At 45.3% G+C, this 18,824-nt stretch carries 17 protein-coding genes; 16 read left to right on the top strand and 1 reads right to left on the bottom strand.

The features are described 5' to 3' along the window. Window positions 1-205: 205 nt before the first annotated feature. The 13 genes from KNQ13_RS01005 (at window position 206) to KNQ13_RS00945 (ending at window position 15,638) form a co-directional block, all read left to right on the top strand. Entirely contained in the window at window positions 206-913 is a 708-nt protein-coding gene (locus tag KNQ13_RS01005; RefSeq protein ID WP_014970989.1) for a response regulator transcription factor, read from the top strand. Continuing rightward, complete coding sequence (gene pnpS / locus KNQ13_RS01000) at window positions 910-2,643, top strand: two-component system histidine kinase PnpS (protein WP_014970988.1); 1,734 nt, start codon at window positions 910-912, stop codon at window positions 2,641-2,643. Before KNQ13_RS01005 ends, pnpS begins: the two co-directional genes overlap by 4 nt. A gap of 201 nt (window positions 2,644-2,844) precedes the next feature. Further along, window positions 2,845-5,442 (top strand): DNA polymerase I, encoded by a 2,598-nt coding sequence (gene polA, locus KNQ13_RS00995; protein WP_026829996.1) that lies wholly within the window; start codon window positions 2,845-2,847, stop codon window positions 5,440-5,442. A gap of 24 nt (window positions 5,443-5,466) precedes the next feature. Next, window positions 5,467-6,297: a DNA-formamidopyrimidine glycosylase gene (mutM, locus tag KNQ13_RS00990; protein ID WP_014970986.1), complete on the top strand. Its 831-nt coding sequence runs from the start codon at window positions 5,467-5,469 to the stop codon at window positions 6,295-6,297. Continuing rightward, window positions 6,294-6,884, top strand: a complete 591-nt coding sequence (coaE, locus tag KNQ13_RS00985) for a dephospho-CoA kinase (RefSeq protein WP_026829995.1) — start codon at window positions 6,294-6,296, stop codon at window positions 6,882-6,884. The genes mutM and coaE overlap by 4 nt, the downstream gene beginning before the upstream one ends. Before the next feature lie 175 nt (window positions 6,885-7,059). Beyond that, entirely contained in the window at window positions 7,060-8,103 is a 1,044-nt protein-coding gene (locus KNQ13_RS00980) for a glyceraldehyde-3-phosphate dehydrogenase (protein WP_026829994.1), read from the top strand. Between the two features lie 260 nt (window positions 8,104-8,363). Continuing rightward, entirely contained in the window at window positions 8,364-8,750 is a 387-nt protein-coding gene (speD, locus tag KNQ13_RS00975) for an adenosylmethionine decarboxylase (protein WP_014970983.1), read from the top strand. A gap of 106 nt (window positions 8,751-8,856) precedes the next feature. Further along, window positions 8,857-9,225, top strand: a complete 369-nt coding sequence (locus KNQ13_RS00970; RefSeq protein ID WP_014970982.1) for a hypothetical protein — start codon at window positions 8,857-8,859, stop codon at window positions 9,223-9,225. Window positions 9,226-9,238: 13 nt separating this feature from the next. Next, window positions 9,239-9,721, top strand: a complete 483-nt coding sequence (gene nrdR / locus KNQ13_RS00965) for a transcriptional regulator NrdR (RefSeq protein WP_014970981.1) — start codon at window positions 9,239-9,241, stop codon at window positions 9,719-9,721. Window positions 9,722-9,788: 67 nt separating this feature from the next. Further along, the gene (locus tag KNQ13_RS00960) at window positions 9,789-11,144 is read left to right on the top strand and encodes a replication initiation and membrane attachment family protein (protein WP_026829993.1); all 1,356 of its coding nucleotides are present in this window, start codon (window positions 9,789-9,791) and stop codon (window positions 11,142-11,144) included. Between the two features lie 12 nt (window positions 11,145-11,156). Then, window positions 11,157-12,074, top strand: coding sequence for a primosomal protein DnaI (gene dnaI, locus KNQ13_RS00955; RefSeq protein WP_026829992.1), 918 nt, complete (start codon window positions 11,157-11,159; stop codon window positions 12,072-12,074). A gap of 319 nt (window positions 12,075-12,393) precedes the next feature. Beyond that, window positions 12,394-14,334, top strand: a complete 1,941-nt coding sequence (gene thrS / locus KNQ13_RS00950; protein WP_026829991.1) for a threonine--tRNA ligase — start codon at window positions 12,394-12,396, stop codon at window positions 14,332-14,334. Between the two features lie 107 nt (window positions 14,335-14,441). Continuing rightward, the gene (locus KNQ13_RS00945; protein ID WP_209547887.1) at window positions 14,442-15,638 is read left to right on the top strand and encodes a glycoside hydrolase family protein; all 1,197 of its coding nucleotides are present in this window, start codon (window positions 14,442-14,444) and stop codon (window positions 15,636-15,638) included. Window positions 15,639-15,682: 44 nt separating this feature from the next. Here KNQ13_RS00945 and KNQ13_RS00940 read toward each other — a convergent pair whose 3' ends face one another. Further along, complete coding sequence (locus KNQ13_RS00940; RefSeq protein WP_026829990.1) at window positions 15,683-17,152, bottom strand: catalase; 1,470 nt, start codon at window positions 17,150-17,152, stop codon at window positions 15,683-15,685. 435 nt (window positions 17,153-17,587) lie between these two features. On the opposite strand from KNQ13_RS00940, the gene infC reads away from it, so the two are divergent. The 3 genes from infC to rplT are packed head-to-tail and all read left to right on the top strand — an operon-like array spanning window position 17,588 to window position 18,737. Then, the gene (infC, locus tag KNQ13_RS00935; protein WP_026829989.1) at window positions 17,588-18,118 is read left to right on the top strand and encodes a translation initiation factor IF-3; all 531 of its coding nucleotides are present in this window, start codon (window positions 17,588-17,590) and stop codon (window positions 18,116-18,118) included. Between the two features lie 27 nt (window positions 18,119-18,145). Next, window positions 18,146-18,340 carry a 50S ribosomal protein L35 gene (rpmI, locus tag KNQ13_RS00930; protein ID WP_026829988.1) on the top strand — a complete coding sequence of 65 codons (195 nt, stop codon included), beginning with the start codon at window positions 18,146-18,148 and terminating at the stop codon, window positions 18,338-18,340. 37 nt (window positions 18,341-18,377) lie between these two features. After that, window positions 18,378-18,737 (top strand): 50S ribosomal protein L20, encoded by a 360-nt coding sequence (rplT, locus tag KNQ13_RS00925; protein WP_012371057.1) that lies wholly within the window; start codon window positions 18,378-18,380, stop codon window positions 18,735-18,737. The last annotated feature ends 87 nt before the right edge of the window (window positions 18,738-18,824 follow it).

The following is an 18,824-nucleotide window of genomic DNA, read 5'->3' as shown; positions in this document are numbered from 1 at the left end:
AATGACGATATGTTACTGTTTCCCGAATTCTTCGGTTTCAACACGGGAAACTACTGGAAGAACATGTCCGACCTTAAAGATTATGTAAAGAAAGACCAGAAAGATTTGTGATTTAGTGGCGAAAGTCGGTAAGATGAAGACAGAAGAAGTGGATTCCACGGAATTCCTCATTCAAAGATGAAACGCGCTGAGGAGGCCAACTGTTTTGAAAGATAAAATAATCGTTGTTGATGATGAACTCTCAATCGCCACGCTTTTAAAATTTAATTTAGAGCAAGCCGGTTTTATCGTTGAAACCGCACATGACGGCATGACAGGTCTGAAATTAGCCGAAAAACAAGATGCCGCTTTAATCGTACTCGATCTGATGTTGCCGGAACTCGATGGGCTAGAGGTCTGTAAACGATTACGTCAACAAAAAATCAACACACCGATCTTGATGCTTACGGCAAAAGATGATGAATTTGATAAAGTACTTGGACTTGAACTCGGAGCCGATGATTATTTGACGAAGCCGTTCAGTCCGCGAGAAGTCGTTGCGCGCGTCAAGGCGATTCTACGCCGCATGAACCAACAGTCTGTCGTAGAAGAGGTCACGGATGGAACCATCCTGATTGGGGATGTCAAGATCGTACCCGATAACTATGAAGCGTTTAAGGCGGACGAACGACTTGAATTGACACCAAAGGAATTTGAGTTACTGGTGTATCTCGCTAAAAACAAAGGCCGTGTCTTGACGCGTGATCAACTATTGTCCGCCATCTGGAACTATGACTTTGTTGGAGATACGCGCATCGTTGATGTCCATATCAGTCATGTTCGTGAAAAAATCGAACCGAACACGAAAAAACCGATTTATATCAAAACGATTCGTGGACTGGGTTATAAGATGGAGGAGCCGAAAGCGGAATGAGTAAATACCGCAAACGATTTATCCTGAAAATGTTGTCATTCATCAGTCTGGTCCTGATTGCACTTGGTTTTTTACTTGGACAATCCTTTAAAGAGTTTTATGTCAATAATGAAAAAGAAAAACTGACGGACGAGACGGTTCTCGTCGAGACGATTTTACGTGATCGTTCGGTTTCCGATATGGCCCTGTATGTCGACAAACTATATGCAGAGTCGAATTTCGATATGATTTTATTTAATTCACGTGGCGAAATCATTGCCGGAACACCGATTGATGTGACGAAATTAAATGTCCGTGCCATCAACTTCTCTGCCATTCCTGATGAAGGGACGTTTGAGTCAAAAACCGATGAGACGAGTCTTCAATATACAAAACCTGTCATGACTGCGGATGGTAGCGAAGTTTACATCAGTTTAATCCGGTATACAAAAGATTTGGATCTGATTTATTCAAGGATCTGGACCGTCATCGTTCTGTCTTTGATTACGTCGTTTTGTATCATCTTCTTTGCCGTCTACAGTTCGACGAAACGATTTTTACGACCTATCGCGGAAGCGACCGAGGTGTTGTATGAACTTTCGCATGGAAACTACAAATCACGTGTATATGAACTGACGGCACCAGACGAATCAAGAGATCTCGGAAAATCAATCAACCTATTAGCCCGAAACTTAGAAAATGCCTCTTCTGGCGAAGCGATGCAACGGGCAAGGCTTGAATCATTGATTGAGTATATGGGTGCTGGTCTGATGTTGATTGATGAAAAAGGATATGTGTTACTTGTCAACCGGACCTACCGTGAGATGTTTAATATCCATGACAAATCGAATGGTAAACTCTACTACCGGGTTCTGCCGAACGAAAAGATGAGCCAAGTGATTGAAGACGTCTATTTGACGGAAAAACCAAATCGGAAACAATCGAGTGTCCGGTTTGGATTAAACAGTCGGACCTTCATGGTCAGTGCTGCACCGATTTTTGGGAAAAATGGTCGTGTCCAAGGGACGACGGTCGTCTTTAATGATATTACGGAAATCAAGAAACTTGAACAGATGCGTAAAGACTTCGTGGCAAACGTCAGTCATGAGCTGAAAACTCCGTTGACCTCAATCAAAGGATTTGCGGAAACCTTGTTAGACGGGGCACAAGACGTCCCGGAAATTCGGGAACAGTTCTTAAACATCATTCATGATGAATCAGAACGAATGCAGACGCTGGTCGAGGATCTACTTGAGTTATCTCGTCTTGAACAGGATAACTACCAGCTCGAGACGACGATTGTCGATGTGACGAGTTTGCTTCGCGAAACGGAAACCTTATTACGCCATAAAGCGGTTGAGAAACAGATGAAAATCCATCTTGAGATGGAAGAGGAAGTATTCATCCGTGCCGATTTAAACCGTTTGAAACAAGTTGTCGTCAATCTCGTCGCCAATGCACTGAACTACACACCAAATGGTGGGAACGTCTGGGTTAGTCTGGAAGATGGCGAGGAAGCAGTGTTGTTACGGATCAAAGATGATGGAATCGGGATCCATCCGAAGGAAACGCAACGGATCTTCGAACGGTTTTATCGGGTCGACAAAGCGCGGAGTCGAAATTCAGGTGGAACGGGTCTCGGACTGGCCATCGTCAAACACATCATCGATCTCCACCACGGAACGATTGATGTCGAGTCAGAAGAAAATGAGGGGACAACCTTTACGATACGTTTACCAAAAAAGGGATAATGGTTCATATTCTCTTTACAGAATAATCGTATGCTTAAACTACCTTCTTCATCATCTGTGTCCCGACTGGATCAGCTCCCATGTCGAGAGGCACAAAGACGATCGGCATTTTAGCCGGTCGTCTTTTTTTGTCGGCTTTTTAGCGAACAAATGTGTGTAGAGTGATACAATAAGGACAGAAAATCTTCCAAAGGGGCGTAGATGATGGAAAACAAACTGTTATTGATTGATGGAAACTCGTTAACGTATCGTGCTTTTTTTGCTTTGCCGCCGATGACGGACGCACAAGGACGTAATACGAATGCCGCATATGGTTTTACGATGATGCTGTTAAAACTACTTGAAGAGGAACAGCCGACACATATGCTTGTGGCATTTGATGCTTCGAGCGAAACGTTCCGACACGATGTCTATCAGGAGTACAAAGGGAGTCGGGAAAAGACACCTTCTGAGCTTCGTGAACAATTTCCGATTGTCCGGGATATTTGTGAAGCCTTAGGGATTCAAATGATGGAACTTCATCGGTACGAGGCAGATGATTTAATCGGAACACTTGCGCAGACGATGCCGGCTGATCGAATCCGGATCGTGACGGGAGATAAGGATTTACTGCAACTCGTGACCGATCAAGTCGAGGTGTTGATCACTAAACGTGGGATTACAGACGTGCTCTGTATGACAGAAAAATTATTTGCCGAGACGTATGGTGGTTTGAAACCGATGCAGATGATTGACCTGAAAGGATTGATGGGAGATAAATCCGATAACATCCCAGGGGTGCCGGGAATTGGTGAAAAAACCGCCATCAAACTGATTTCTGCCTATGGGTCGGTCGAAGGGTTATATGAACATGTTGAAGACTTAAAAGGAAAACAAAAAGAAAAAGTCATCGCCAACGAAGAATTGGCGCGCCTCTCGAAGGAACTCGCGACGATCAAGCTGGACGTCCCGCTTGATGTCACGCTGGATGATTTACAGATCAGTGATGTCGATACACAGATTCCTTATTCGTTGTTCCAATCGCTTGGTTTTAAATCATTGACGAACCGGTTTGCACCGGTCGTCGAAGAAGCAGACAAGGAACAATTAAACGTCAAGACCATCTCCTCTCTTCCGCTTGATGTCACGGACGCCGTCCTTGTCGTCGAACAATTGCGGGAAGATTACATGGAAGAAGACATCATCGGTTTTGGGATTGCGACACTCGATCAAATTTATGTCGCTTCACAAGAATTGCTCCTCGATCCGGCCTTTCGCGCCTGGATTGAGTCCGACCATCAAAAAATCTGTCTGGATGCGAAACAAGTTGCCTTTGCGCTACGGAAACACGATTTGAAACTGACAGCTTTTGATGATCTGTTGCTCGCTGGTTATTTGTTGAACTTAAGTGGTGGGACGACACTTGCTTCGATTGCCGGCCATTACATGCTGATGGCGCCGAATGAAGAAGCGGTCTTAGGTAAGGGGGCAAAACGTCTTACACCAACGGATGACCTGTTACATCCCTATTTAGCAGAGAAGGCACGGATGATTGAATTGCTGTTCCCGAAAGTAGTCGAAGAACTGAAGGCGAATCAACAATTTGAATTGTATGAGACGTTAGAACGTCCGCTATCTGGTGTCCTTGCCGAGATGGAATGGACCGGTATCCGGGTCGACGTCGCGACCCTGCAAGAAATGCAACAGGATCTTGGAGGACGTCTAAACGATTTAGAACAATTGATCTACGGGGAAGTCGGAGAAGAGTTTAATATCAACTCACCGAAACAACTGGGTGTCATCTTGTTTGAAAAACTCGAATTGCCGGCGTTCAAAAAAACAAAGACGGGGTATTCGACAGCGGCGGATGTGTTAGAAAAACTGCGCCCCTTACATCCGGTCATCGATCACATCATGTTGTACCGGGAACTACAAAAACTACAATCGACGTATGTCGAAGGGCTACAAAAAGTGATTAAGGAAGACGGAAAAATCCATACACGTTTTGCCCAAACGATTGCTCAGACAGGACGCCTCAGTTCGGTGAACCCGAACTTGCAAAACATTCCGGTTCGGATTGAAGAGGGCCGTAAGATTCGGAAGGCCTTTGTTCCGAGCGAACCCGGTTGGTCCTTGTACGCGGCGGATTATTCGCAAATCGAATTGCGCGTCATGGCACACATGTCCGAAGATGAGACATTGGTTCAGGCATTTTTGGATGATGCCGATATCCATACGCAGACGGCGAGTAGTGTGTTTGGTGTCGAACCGAACGATGTCACGGGTAATATGCGTCGTCAGGCGAAGGCGGTTAACTTTGGGATCATTTACGGCATCAGTGATTACGGTTTGTCGCAGAATTTGAACATCTCGCGTAAGGAAGCACAAGAGTTCATCGACCGTTATTTTGAATTGTTCCCACAAATCAAGCTATTCATGGATGCGGCCATCGAGAAGGCACGGATGAACGGTTTTGTCGAAACGTTGATGAATCGTCGGCGCAACATTCCGGACATCAACTCGAAAAACTTCAATTTACGTGGTTTTGCAGAACGAACAGCAATCAATACACCGATTCAAGGATCAGCAGCAGATATCATTAAAAAAGCCATGCTTGACGTCCATGCGGCATTAGAACAGTCGCCATTGCAGGCCCGTCTGTTGCTTCAGGTCCACGATGAATTGATTTTTGAAGCGCCAGATGAAGAACTGGATGAACTAAAATCACTTGTCAAACAAGCGATGGAACAGACCGTCCACTTATCGGTCCCTTTGCGTGTCGATGGGGATGCGGGACACTCATGGTACGAAACGAAATAAACGGTTGTTGGAGGAGGAAACAAGTTGCCTGAATTACCTGAAGTCGAGACCGTCAGACGTAGTCTGGAGCGGACGGTCTCCGGAAAAACGATTTCTTCTGTAAAAGTATTTCACCCGAAGATGATTCGCGGGATGGAAGTAGGTCCGTTCATTGACACGTTGAAGCAAGGACGCATCGAACGCGTAGACCGTCGGGGGAAGTTCTTACTGTTCGTATTCGAGCGTTTTTATTTAGTCAGTCATTTACGAATGGAAGGAAAGTATTTTCCGTATCCACAAGCAATCGAAAAAGATAAGCATACGCATGTCATCTTCCGCTTTACGGATGGTTCGGAATTACATTATAACGATGTCCGGAAGTTTGGAACGATGGAGCTGCGGGATAAAGAGACGGCGATGTCTGTTGCTCCCCTTGCCCAACTCGAACGTGAACCGTTTGATCCGACGTTCACGGCAGAAGTATTGGCAGAAAATCTGATTCGGAAAAAACGAAGTCCCATCAAAACGGCCTTACTCGATCAGTCCATCTTTTTAGGGCTAGGTAATATTTATGTCGATGAGACGTTGTATGCAGCCCGTGTCCATCCTTTGACGAAAGCGGGTGCCTTGACACTCGATGAGATTGCCCGAATACATGTTGCGGGTGTTGACGTCTTGCGAAAAGCGGTCGAGAGTGGCGGAAGTACGATTCGCAGTTATGTTTCTCCAACCGGGAAGGGTGAATTTCAATTGCAACTGGCTGTTTACGGTCAGACCGGAGTCCCATGTCCGAGATGTGGAACGGCGATTGAAAAAATCAAGGTGGGTGGACGTGGGACGCACTTCTGTCCGACGTGCCAACAGGTAGCGTTATGAGAGTCGGGCTGACTGGAGGAATCGCGACCGGAAAAAGTACAGTATCTGCTTATTTGCAAGAACAAGGAGTTGTTGTCATCGATGCAGATCTTGTCGCGCGTGCTGTCATCGAACCGGGCGGATTGGCCTATGAGGAAGTGAAGGCCGTGTTTCCATCTGCTTTTTCAGATGGACAGCTTGTTCGTGCAAAACTGGGGGATATCATTTTTCACGATAGTGAAAAACGACTCGTGTTAAATGAATTGATGCATCCGAAAATTCGTCAGCAGATGCTTCAACAAGCAGACGAATATGAACAAGCGGGGCAGGCGTTGATCGTATTTGATATTCCGTTGTTACTTGAAGGGGACTGGAAACAACTCGTCGAACAAGTCGTAGTCGTCTATTGTAAGGCGGATTTACAAAAAAAACGTTTGATGGAACGTAATCAATTGACCGCTGAAGAGGCGCAGGCAAGAATCGATTCTCAACTTGATATCGAACAAAAAAAACGGCTGGCGGACTATGTGTTATCGAACGAAGGCACACGCGAAGCATTATATCAGCAAATTGATCAATGGTTGGAAACCTTCCGGATGGCTGGATAAAAAGTCAGTCGTCAAACCAATGACGAGTACAAAAACAGACTTCAAAATGAAAGTGAGAGAAAGTTACCAACTTCTCTCACTTTTTTTAGATTACATAATGAAATCGCTTACATTTCATGATATAGTTCTATCTGTAAACGGAGCATCATCCGTCACATTGAAGGGGGATCCAGATATGGGAGTCAAGGTGGCAGTCAATGGTTTTGGGCGGATCGGTCGAATGGTTTTTCGTCGATTGATCGCTGAGGGGAAAAGCGAAGTCGTGGCAATCAACGCCAGTTATCCGGCAGAAACACTCGCACATTTAATCAAGTACGATACGGTTCACGGGAAGTTCGAACATGCAGTGGAAATCGTCGAAAATGGATTGATGATCAATGGTCAGGTCATCCAAATCGTCAGCGAACGTGATCCTGAACGTTTACCATGGAAAGTGCTTGAAATCGATGTCGTCGTCGAAGCGACAGGGAAATTCAATTCGGATGAAGGTGCTGCCAAACATCTGCGGGCAGGTGCTAAAAAGGTCGTCATCACGGCGCCGGCTAAAGGGGATATCCGGACGATCGTCATGGGGGTCAATGACGCGATGTATGATCATGAAGTGGATCATATCGTCTCAAACGCATCCTGTACGACCAATTGCCTTGCACCGGTCGTTCAAGTCATCGATCGGGCATTTGGGATCGAGACAGGTCTTGTGACGACAATCCATGCCTTTACGAATGATCAAAACAACATCGATAATCCACATAAGGATTTACGTCGGGCTCGGGCCTGCGGCTCATCGATCATTCCGACTTCGACCGGAGCGGCAAAGGCGATTTCGCTTGTGTTGCCACATTTAGAAGGAAAATTAAACGGGTTAGCGTTACGAGTGCCGACACCAAACGTATCACTCGTCGACTTGGTCGTTGAAGTGAGTCGGGATACGACGGTCGCAGAAGTTAATGAAGCGTTCGTCAAAGCAGCAGACGGAGCACTCGACGGAATTCTTGGTCTGACCATGGAACCCCTTGTTTCGATTGACTTTAACGGTGAAGAAAAGTCAACGGTCGTGGATGGTTTATCGACGATGGTCATGGGAGGACGACAAGTAAAAGTTCTTGCTTGGTACGATAATGAGTGGGGGTATTCATGTCGTGTCGTCGATCTCGTCCATCTGGTCGGTGCGCATATCAAGGCGATACAGAATGAAGAAAAACAACTTGAGCTAAAATAATTAAATATGGAAGAATCGCTCTACAGCAGTCAGTAGAGCGTTTTTTTTAGGAAAATATATTAAAATTCGAAATTTATCCTTGTGTATCTTTTTGATACTCGCTATAATTCAAATCGTGAACTTCAATCGGTCTGGCAATCGCAGCTTAAAGGGTTAGGACCTCTCTGGACTAACTTTCCCCCGTGGGTGCGAACGACTCAGGCGCAAAGTAAGTGATCATAACTACTTTGAAGACCATTGAATGTAGGGGGGATCCACAAATGGATACTATGGGAAGACACATTATTGCAGAACTTTGGGATTGTAATCCTGAAAAATTGAACGACATGGAATTTGTAGAACGACTTTTTGTTGATGCAGCACTTCAAGCTGGTGCAGAAGTACGTGAAGTCGCATTCCATAAGTTTGCTCCACACGGCGTCAGCGGCGTCGTCATCATCTCTGAATCGCATTTAACGATTCATAGTTTTCCAGAACATGGATATGCATCGGTTGATGTATTTACATGTGGCGATCGGATCGATCCGGCTATCGCAGCGAATTATATCGCTGATGCACTCGATGCGAAAATCCGTGAAACTGTCGAAATTCCACGTGGTCTGGGACCTGTCAAAGTTCCTGCTGCTACGGTTCAGCACGTTAACTGACAAAAACACGAATGAACAAGCTCTCGTCTTCATGGCGAGGGCTTTTTAATATGTCTGACGTCTGTTATTCTTAATAGTAGAAGAAAACAGAAAAAGGTGATGACGAATGGGACTAAAGGAACGTTTGCAAAAACAAATGGAAACATCGGACACACATAAAAATGAAAAATTACGGACGCACTATTATGCAGCGACAGCAGAGATGTTGTTCACAGGTCTAGAAACGGCGATTACACGCCAACAAGGAACAGTCAAACGAATCGACCAAGGAAGAGGGGAATTGGCCTTCCAGGCATCTGGACTAGACGGACTTGCAACCGTCATCATGGTCGGATCAGGTCGGACAGCTGTCGATCTCTTTTTACATCGGGACGGATTGTTAGGTCCGGATCTTGAAAAATGGATTGAGTCGATTTATCAGGACCTCGATGCCGCGTATCGTTTGAAGATGATCGGCACAAGAGAAATTACGTGAATGGAGGTACGACATGCGTTGTCCAGCCTGCAACTATAACGGGACAAAAGTATTGGATTCACGACCCGTGCAAGATTTTGGATCGATTCGCAGACGGCGTGAATGTGAATCCTGCGGGTATCGCTTCACGACATTTGAGATGATTGAACAAACACCGCTCATCATCGTCAAGAAAGATGGGACGCGTGATGAATTCAATCGGGATAAGATTCTGCGAGGATTGGTTAGAGCGTGTGAAAAACGACCGATTTCCATCGAACAATTGGAGACCGTCGTCAGTCGTGTCGAAAAAACGTTACGCGCGACCGCACAACACGAAATTCCAAGTGAACAAGTGGGGCGTCTTGTATTAAATGAACTCGCTTCTGTCGATGAAGTGGCTTATGTCCGATTTGCCAGTGTCTATAAGCAGTTCAAAGACATCAACGTCTTTTTCCAAGAGTTATCTGAATTGATGGAACGCCATCAAGACAATGAACGAGAAAACCTAACATAATGAAGGAGAGGTCGTCTGTCTGTTCAGAACGCCCTCTCTTTTTCTCACGAAAGAAGGGACCAATCAAATGATGGAACGTGAATTGTCAGGGACTGATCTCTGCCTGATCATGAGTAATGGTGTCGTCGATCGGGAAGCCTATCAGTCCCTCTATTATTTATATCAACCAATCATTGGGGTGAAGGCACTTGGTTTGTACCAAACGTTTTGGAGTGAGATGATTCCTGGAAAAACAAAATCTCAATATATTTCACATGCGGAACTTGGGACGTTACTTGGGTTTTCAGTCGAGGAATTTAAAGAGGAACTGTTTAAGCTCGAAGGGATCGGCTTGATTCGGACATTTGAAGCCAAACAAGCCGCTTATCGTTATGTCTACCAAATACGTGTGCCGTTAGCCCCGCATACTTTTTTGAACGATGGTGTGTTATCGAGTTTACTGTTTTATCGTGTCGGTGAAATTCGATTCCGGTCGTTACAAAATCGATTCCGGACGGAGCCATTACCGAAAAACGTCGTCGATCGAACGGTACGCTTTGATCAAGTATTTGATGTCAAAGCCGGTTTGGCTTCAGCGCATCAGCCAAAGTCGTATGCGAAACAAGAACGGGCTGCCTATGAATTTGATTATTCCTTTGACCTCGAAGAAATGAAACGTCAGACCGATCGGTTCCTCCCACGTAGTTTTTATACGAAATCAATTGATCATCTCTTGTTGAAATTAGCCTACGTGACACAATCGAACGAGGCGTTGATGGCGGAACTGTTAAATGCTCGTTTTCGTCACGAAGCGTATTTGCCGATGACGGACAGTGAAAAACAAGAGCGTTGTAAACAAATGATGTTGTCGGCGAAGCAAAAGCTGAGTCGCGAGAAAAAAGCGAAGGTGGCGGTCCTCGAGGAAGTGGAAGTCGGTGAGCTGAGTGAAACGGAAACGATGGAAGGGACCCATCCGAAACATTACGTTGCGAAATTAAGAAAAGTCAAAGCCTTGTCGGAGCGGGACGAAGAGTTGATTCAACAGTTGATCATCGATTATGAGATGTCATCCGGTATCGTCAATGCAGCTTACTACTATGCACTTGTCATCAAAAAAGATAATCGGTTCAGTAAAAACTTCTTACTTTCAATCGTCGACGACTGGAAACAAAAAGGGTACGTGACAGCGGCTGAAGCGTTGGCGAAAACGAAAGAACAAGACGAGTTGATTTCGAAAAAACAGGACCAGAAGCAAGAACGTTCACGGCAGACGGTCGGAGGACGAAGAGGTCGTTCGAATGCGACCGGTCCGAATCCAAAATGGTTACAAGAAGAAAAAGAAAAACAGCAGCAATATGAAGCGACGAAAAAAGCGAGCTTTGAAGCCGAAGTGCCAGATGATGAAGAAATGGAACGGATTCTGCGGGAGCTCAAGGGCAAATAAAGGAGTAGTGAGATGGAACATATCCAATCATCGATTGAAAAGATTTTAAATCGGCCGGACGTGGCGGAATCGGTTCGGGCCATCCATCAACGTGTATTGTCACATCCGGGCGTCATCATGTTTTTACGAACACATCCGGAAATCGATCAACGGACGATTGAGCGAGGGATGCTGAAGCTAAATGAGTACGCCGAACAGATGCATGGGAATCAAATCATTGAGAAGAAGGCTGTCATCGAAGGATACCAGCCTGTTCTCCATCTAGAGAAAGGTCAAATCATGGTCGCCTATGAAAAAACACAAGCGTTACGTGATCTTGAAAATGAACGGGCTTTAGAGAAAAAGTTCAAAAGTTTGTTTTTACCGGATGAAGTCCGGGATGCGAACTTCAGTGATTTTGATTTGACGACGACGGACCGGAAACTGGCCTTGCGGGCTGCCTCACAATTTTTAAATTCTGCGCGTTCGAAACAACAAACAAAAGGATTGTATCTACACGGGAGTTTTGGCGTCGGAAAAACTTATCTTCTGGCTGCAATCGGCAATGCCTTGAAAAAAGAACGGATTGCAACGATTCTTGTCCATGCACCTGGTTTTGTCTCGGAAGCGAAACGCCGTATCCGGTCCGATAGTTTTGATACGTTTTTGGAAAGTTTCCAGACGGTTCCTGTCTTGTTGATTGATGACATCGGCGCAGAATCCATTAGTCCCTGGGTCCGTGATGAATTGTTCGGCATCATTCTTCAGTATCGGATGATGCACCGGTTACCGACCTTATTCAGTTCCAACCTTTCCTATGACGAACTCGAGTTACATTTTGGCATTACGAATGATCAAGGCGATAAATTAAAAGCGATGCGATTGATGGAACGAATCCGGACGACCACGAATCCGGTTGAGTTTTTAGGTGAAAACCGCCGTCGCTATTAATTTCTCTTGTCAAGGAAGTTCGATTTTCGCTATACTAAGGACACAATCTGTATAGATGTCAGCTACGATTGAGGACACGAAAAATGAAATGGTCCAGATCAGCGAGAGAAGGATGGTGAAAGCTTCTCATGGAATCCGTCATTTCTTTACTCCCTCATAGCTCAAGCGGGGCTAATCCGTTTGCGTGTCACGCCCGTTATCGCGTGTTCGAGCCGGTACATGGCAACATGTTCGGGAACGAGGGTGGTACCACGAGATTGAGACTCGTCCCTTTTTGAGGGATGGGTCTTTTTTATTTTAATTTGAGGGGGAAGCAGTCATGTCAAACATTGCTCTTACATTTCCAGATGGTGCAGTAAAAGAATTTGCAGCCGGAACTACAGCTGAAGAAGTCGCCGCTTCAATTAGTCCAGGATTACGAAAAAAAGCATTCGCCGCAAAACTGAACGGACAAGTCATCGACTACCGTCGTCCAATCGAAGAGGATGGTTCCATTGAACTCGTCATGCCGGACTCGGAAGAAGGATTAGATTTGATCCGCCACTCATCGGCACACTTGATGGCTCAAGCCATCAAACGTCTGTACCCGGACGAGACGATTCATCTTGGAATCGGACCGACGATCGAAAACGGGTTTTATTATGACATCGATATGGAGCGCCGTCTGACAGAGGAAGACCTGCCGGAAATCGAAAAGATGATGAATAAGATTGCCGGTGAAAACTTACCGATCGAACGGGAAGTCGTTTCACGTGACGAGGCACTGGCTGTTTATCAAGAATTAAACGATCCGCTCAAAATCGAACTGATCGAATCGATTCCAGCGGATCAGGACTTAACATTCTACCGTCAAGGCGAGTTCTTTGATCTTTGCCGTGGACCACACGTGCCGGCGACAGCCAAACTCCAAGTCTTCAAACTGATGAGCATCGCCGGTGCTTACTGGCGCGGCGATTCGAAAAACAAGATGCTCCAACGGATTTATGGAACAGCATGGGCGAATAAAGACCAGTTGAAACAACACCTGCATTTCCTGGCAGAAGCAAAAGAACGGGACCATCGGAAACTCGGAAAAGAACTCAATTTGTTCTTTACGTCTCAAGATGTCGGTCAAGGTCTACCGATGTGGTTGCCAAAAGGCGCAGCCATCCGCCGGACGGTCGAGCGGTATATCGTCGATAAAGAACTCGAACTTGGGTACGAGCATGTCTATACGCCGGTTCTCGGTTCTGTTGAATTGTATAAAACATCAGGACACTGGGATCATTATCAAGATGATATGTTCCCGAAAATGGAGATGGACAATGAAGAGTTAGTCCTCCGTCCGATGAACTGTCCGCACCATATGATGATTTATAAAAACGAACCGCGATCGTACCGTGATTTACCGCTCCGTGTCGCAGAACTCGGAGGTATGCACCGTTATGAGATGTCGGGTGCGTTAACAGGTCTCCAGCGTGTCCGTTACATGGTCCTCAACGATGGACATACGTTTGTTCGTCCGGATCAAATGAAGGAAGAGTTCAAAGCAATCGTCCACTTGATTCAGGAAGTATACGCCGACTTCGGTATCACAGACTACAAGTTCCGTCTGTCGTACCGTGATCCGGCTGATAAAGAAAAATACTTCGACAACGATGCGATTTGGGAAATGGCGCAGCGTGAGTTAAAAGAAACGATGGATGAGCTCGAGCTGCCGTACTTCGAAGCAGAAGGCGAAGCGGCATTCTACGGACCAAAGCTTGACGTGCAGGTCCGGACGGCACTCGGCAAAGACGAAACGCTATCGACCGTCCAACTCGACTTCCTCTTGCCGGAACGTTTTGAGCTGACGTACAAAGGAAATGACGGACAAGATCATCGTCCTGTTGTCCTACACCGTGGTGTCGTCTCGACAATGGAACGATTCGTCGCGTACTTGATCGAAGAGTACAAAGGGGCATTCCCGACATGGCTCGCACCGGTTCAAGTGAAGTTGATTCCAGTCTCAAGCGTACATGAAGACTACGCACGTGAAATCAAAGCGATTCTCCTGAAAAAAGGGATTCGTGTCGAAACGGACTTCCGGGATGAAAAACTCGGTTACCGGATTCGCGAAGCACAAGTCAATAAAGTACCGGTCATGCTCGTTCTTGGTGATAAAGAAATCGAAGCGCGTGAAGTCAATATCCGCCGCTACGGTTCAAAAGATTCAAGCAACGCATCACTGGAACAGTTCGTCAGCGACTTGGAACAAGAAATCGCAAACCGTTCAAAATAAGGATTTAGTAATAGCGATAAGAGGGTGGCTCACAGCTGCCCTCTTTTTTTGTCCTACAGATTCTATGCTCGAATACCGATAATAGGAACAGAGAAGGGGATGAGGGAATGAAAACAAGAACGATGCTTGGAGTATGCCTGGTCTTAGTATTTCTGCTTTTACCTGACACAGAACACGCAATCAGTATGAAAAGTTACCGGATTACGCCACAGACAGAACCGGTTGATCCTGCACTTCGCGCGTATTCGACATACAATGCCCAAACTAGAAATCATTACACACTTCGGTCGTATCTCGAAAAAATCGAGGCGGAAGGCGGAGGAACGCTAGTCTTGTCAAAAGGAGTGTATCTTTCCCCGTTACGTGTCGGGGTTCCTTCCAATACGACCATCATTTTAGAGGATGGTGTCATCATCAAAAAGACGAATGAGACAGGTACGTCAAAAATCCGTGCAACGACAAGCATCTTCGACTTGGTGCCACCTTCTGTTTTGCGGTTAAATACAACAGTCGGGAAATATGGCGGGTCAAAAAACATTAAAATCATCGGACGGGGAAATGCTCAAATCGATTTAAATTATTTTCCGCGCGGCTCAGCTTTTGCGATTGCGCATAATGAAAATCTGTATCTCGGGGGAATCACGATCCGTCATCAACAAGGGTCACATGCAATTGAACTGGATGCGACCAAAACGGCACTTATTGAAAACATGCATTTTTTCGATGCGAAGATGATTGCCGGGACAGGTCCCAATGAATCCATTAATCTGGATACGCCGGACCCGGTCACAAAAGGCTTTCAATGGAAATGGTCGGCGCAAGACCGGACACCGAATCACGATATTACGATTCGGAACAATGACTTCACTAATATCAATGTCGCAATCGGCACACATCAATATTCTCAAGATCGTCCGCATACGGCGGTCCGTATTTTAAATAACGTAATTGACGGAACGAAAGATCATGCGATTTCAATGATGAACTGGAACCAACCGGTCATTCAATACAATACGATTCGAAACGTGCATCGGGCAGACGGAAAAGCCATCGCTATTTTAGGACGTGGAGTAGTCGGTGGCAGCATCAAACAGAATCGACTGGAAAAGATTGATCGGGCCATTCAATTTCAGCCACACGTCAATTATGGATTTAAGCCGCTCTACAATCGATTCACGGATAAAGAGAAACTAAGCTTTCGTCAAAACGAAGTAAATCAAGCAACGGTAAATCAAGTCGTCCTGTTTTCCAAGTTAGGTGTCTTTTCGGCGGAAACATCAGAACGCTTTAATTTTATTCCATAAAAAAAGCCTATTCCTTTGCGGAATAGACTTTTTTTATGGAAACATTATTTTTGCATCTGTTGCAAGAACGGTTGGATATCGACTTGTAACGCTTCTGATAATTTTTTACCAAGGGATTCATCCGCCCGGTAGAAGTTACAGATGGCAAGCAAGACGGTATTTTCATGGCGGACTTGTTTTAGATCGTCCACCAGGTTGTTGAGAAGGGCTGTTTGTTCTTCTTCTGATAAGCGACGATAGACTTCACCGGCTTGACCGAAGTTGTTTGTTTTTTCGATTTCGAGACGACCGTGGATGTCATCATACAACGGTTGATTTTCTTCCGTGTACTCCGGCGTTTGTTTTGGCTCATCCTGATAACGGTTTGGTTCATAGTTGACCGGGCTTGTTTGTTGTCCGATCGGCATCGCACCATCACGTTGATAGTTGTTAACTTGGGCGAACGGACAGTTGATCGGCAACTGTTGGTAGTTCGTTCCAATCCGGTAACGTTGCGTATCTGAATACGAGAAGAGGCGTCCTTGAAGCAACTTATCTTCAGAAGGCAACATACCTGGAATCAGAACACCCGGGTTAAAACCAACGGATTCTGTTTCAGCAAAGTAATTATCAACGTTTTTATTAAGTGTCATCGTCCCGACATGTTGGAATGGAATGACATCTTCAAACCAATCCTTTGTTGCATCGAGTGGATCAAAGTCGAAATTGTCAACATCAGCGGGGTCAAGAACTTGAACGAACAAATCCCACTCTGGGAATTCTCCGTCTTCGATGGCTTGGAATGTATCGTTTGAAGCGTGGTTGAAGTCTTTTCCTTGAATTTCTGTTGCTTCGTCCGCTGACAGGTTATGAACACCGACTTTTGGCACCCAACGTAATTTGACATAAACCGTGTTTCCGTGTGCATTGACCCACTTAAAGGCATGGACGGATGAACCGCGCATTTTACGGTAGCTTGCCGGAATACCCTCATCTGTAAAGAGGTGCATCAACATGTTTGTCGATTCCGGACGTAATGTCATGAAATCCCAGTAGCGGTCAGGATCTTGAATGTTCGTTCGCGGGTCCGGTTTTAATGAGTGGACCATATCCGGGAATTTCATCGCGTCACGAATGAAGAAGACCGGTAAGTTGTTTCCGACGAAATCCCAGTTTCCTTCTTCTGTATAGAATTTAACAGAGAAACCACGTGGATCACGTAAGGTCTCTGGAGAATGTGTACCATGAATGACGGTTGAAAAACGGGCGAATACCGGTACCTCAGTACCTTCGTTCTGAAGGAATGCGGCTTTCGTGTATTTTTTCATCGAGTTTTTGACAGTGAATACACCGTGTGCGCCAAAACCGCGGGCGTGAACGACGCGCTCTGGAACGCGTTCCCGGTCAAAATGCGCCATCTTCTCAATCAATTGATAGTCTTCTAATAATGTAGGACCACGACGACCTGCTGTCCGTGAGTTCTGATTGTCACCAATCGGCACACCTTGATTCGTAGTTAATCTTTTTTCACTCATATTAATAATTCCCCCTTATGTATAAGATTATATTGATTATAAAACAAGAATCATTCTAAATAAAGAATAATGCTCTTAAATTCTGAAAACTTAATTCAGACCTTTTTTAATTACCCCTGAGGACAAGCTTAGAAACTTCTTGCTAAACAGGAGGAGGATTGCTATTATAATCAAGTGTGTGAGCAACGTTCTATCGGAACAGATAAAGCGGCTTGACATCGAGGGAAAACAAGTGCTATGATAGCAAAGTGAAATGACAACAAAGCAGAAGCATCCCGCTTCTCACCACGTATAGCAAACTATGCTGGTCCATCATGATGATATGCGATGATAGAGTGTTCTCTGATTATTGTATAGATTATGAGTGTGGGCGGGAAAAACTGCCGACGCTTTTTTTATAGCGTTTTATATCATTCATTTTTCGTGCTCTGCACGATGGAGGTGCTAACCATTAGCAAAGATCTGTTAATCAATGAAGGCATTCGCGCTCGAGAAGTTCGTCTTATCGGAGCGGATGGTGCACAACTTGGAGTCCAGTCGCGTACTGAAGCGTTACGTCTTGCTGAGGAAGCTGACCTTGACCTCGTCATGGTCGCACCACAAGCGACGCCGCCTGTATGCAAAATCATGGACTACGGTAAATACCGTTTTGAGTTGCAAAAAAAGGACAAAGAAACTCGGAAGAATCAGAAAGTGGTTCAGATGAAAGAAGTCCGTCTCAGCCCGACAATTGAGGAGAATGACTTCCAAACGAAATTCCGTAATGCGAAGAAGTTCTTAGAGAATGGAAACAAAGTGAAAGCGAGTATTCGTTTCCGCGGACGTGCCATCACTCACTCGGAAATCGGTAGACGTGTCCTCGAACGTCTCGCAACAGAATTAAGCGAGTTCGGTGTCATTGAACAGAGACCGAAGATGGAAGGACGCAGCATGTTCTTAGTGCTTGCTCCAAAGAAAGAAGACTAATCGAATCGAAGTAGGAGGGAATCTCTCATGCCTAAAATGAAATCGCACCGCGGTGCTTCTAAGCGTTTCAAACGTACTGCTTCAGGTAAATTGAAACGTGGTCGTGCTTACACAAGCCACTTATTCGGTAACAAATCAACTAAAGCGAAACGTAAATTACGTAAATCTAGCATGGTATCATCGGGTGACTTTAAACGTATCCGTCACATGATCGCTAAGTAATTTACCCAATCGTACACAGATTTAGGAGGGAATTTATATGCCACGCGTAAAAGGCGGATATACGACTCGTCAACGTCGTAAAAAACAACTCAAATTAGCTAAGGGCTATTACGGCTCGAAACATACACTCTTCAAGGTTGCAAAACAGCAGGTCATGAAATCTCTCATGTATGCTTACCGTGACCGTCGTCAAAAGAAACGTGACTTCCGTCGCCTCTGGATCACTCGGATCAATGCGGCTGCACGTATCAACGGTCTTTCTTACAGCCGCATGATGCATGGTCTCAAACTTGCAGGTATCGACGTTAACCGTAAGATGCTTGCTGACCTCGCAGTTACAGATGCAACTGCATTTGCTTCACTTGCTGATACAGCAAAAGCAAAATTGAACGCTTAAGTTCTACAATTCGTCGGGGAATTTAATTCTCCGACGATTTTTTTGGATTCATGGTAAAATGAAAAAGCACATTTTCACAGACTTAGG

The sequence above is a fragment of the Exiguobacterium sp. s128 genome (assembly GCF_018618815.1).
GTDB lineage: Bacteria > Bacillota > Bacilli > Exiguobacteriales > Exiguobacteriaceae > Exiguobacterium_A > Exiguobacterium_A antarcticum.
This window is presented reverse-complemented; position numbering and strand designations above follow the sequence as displayed.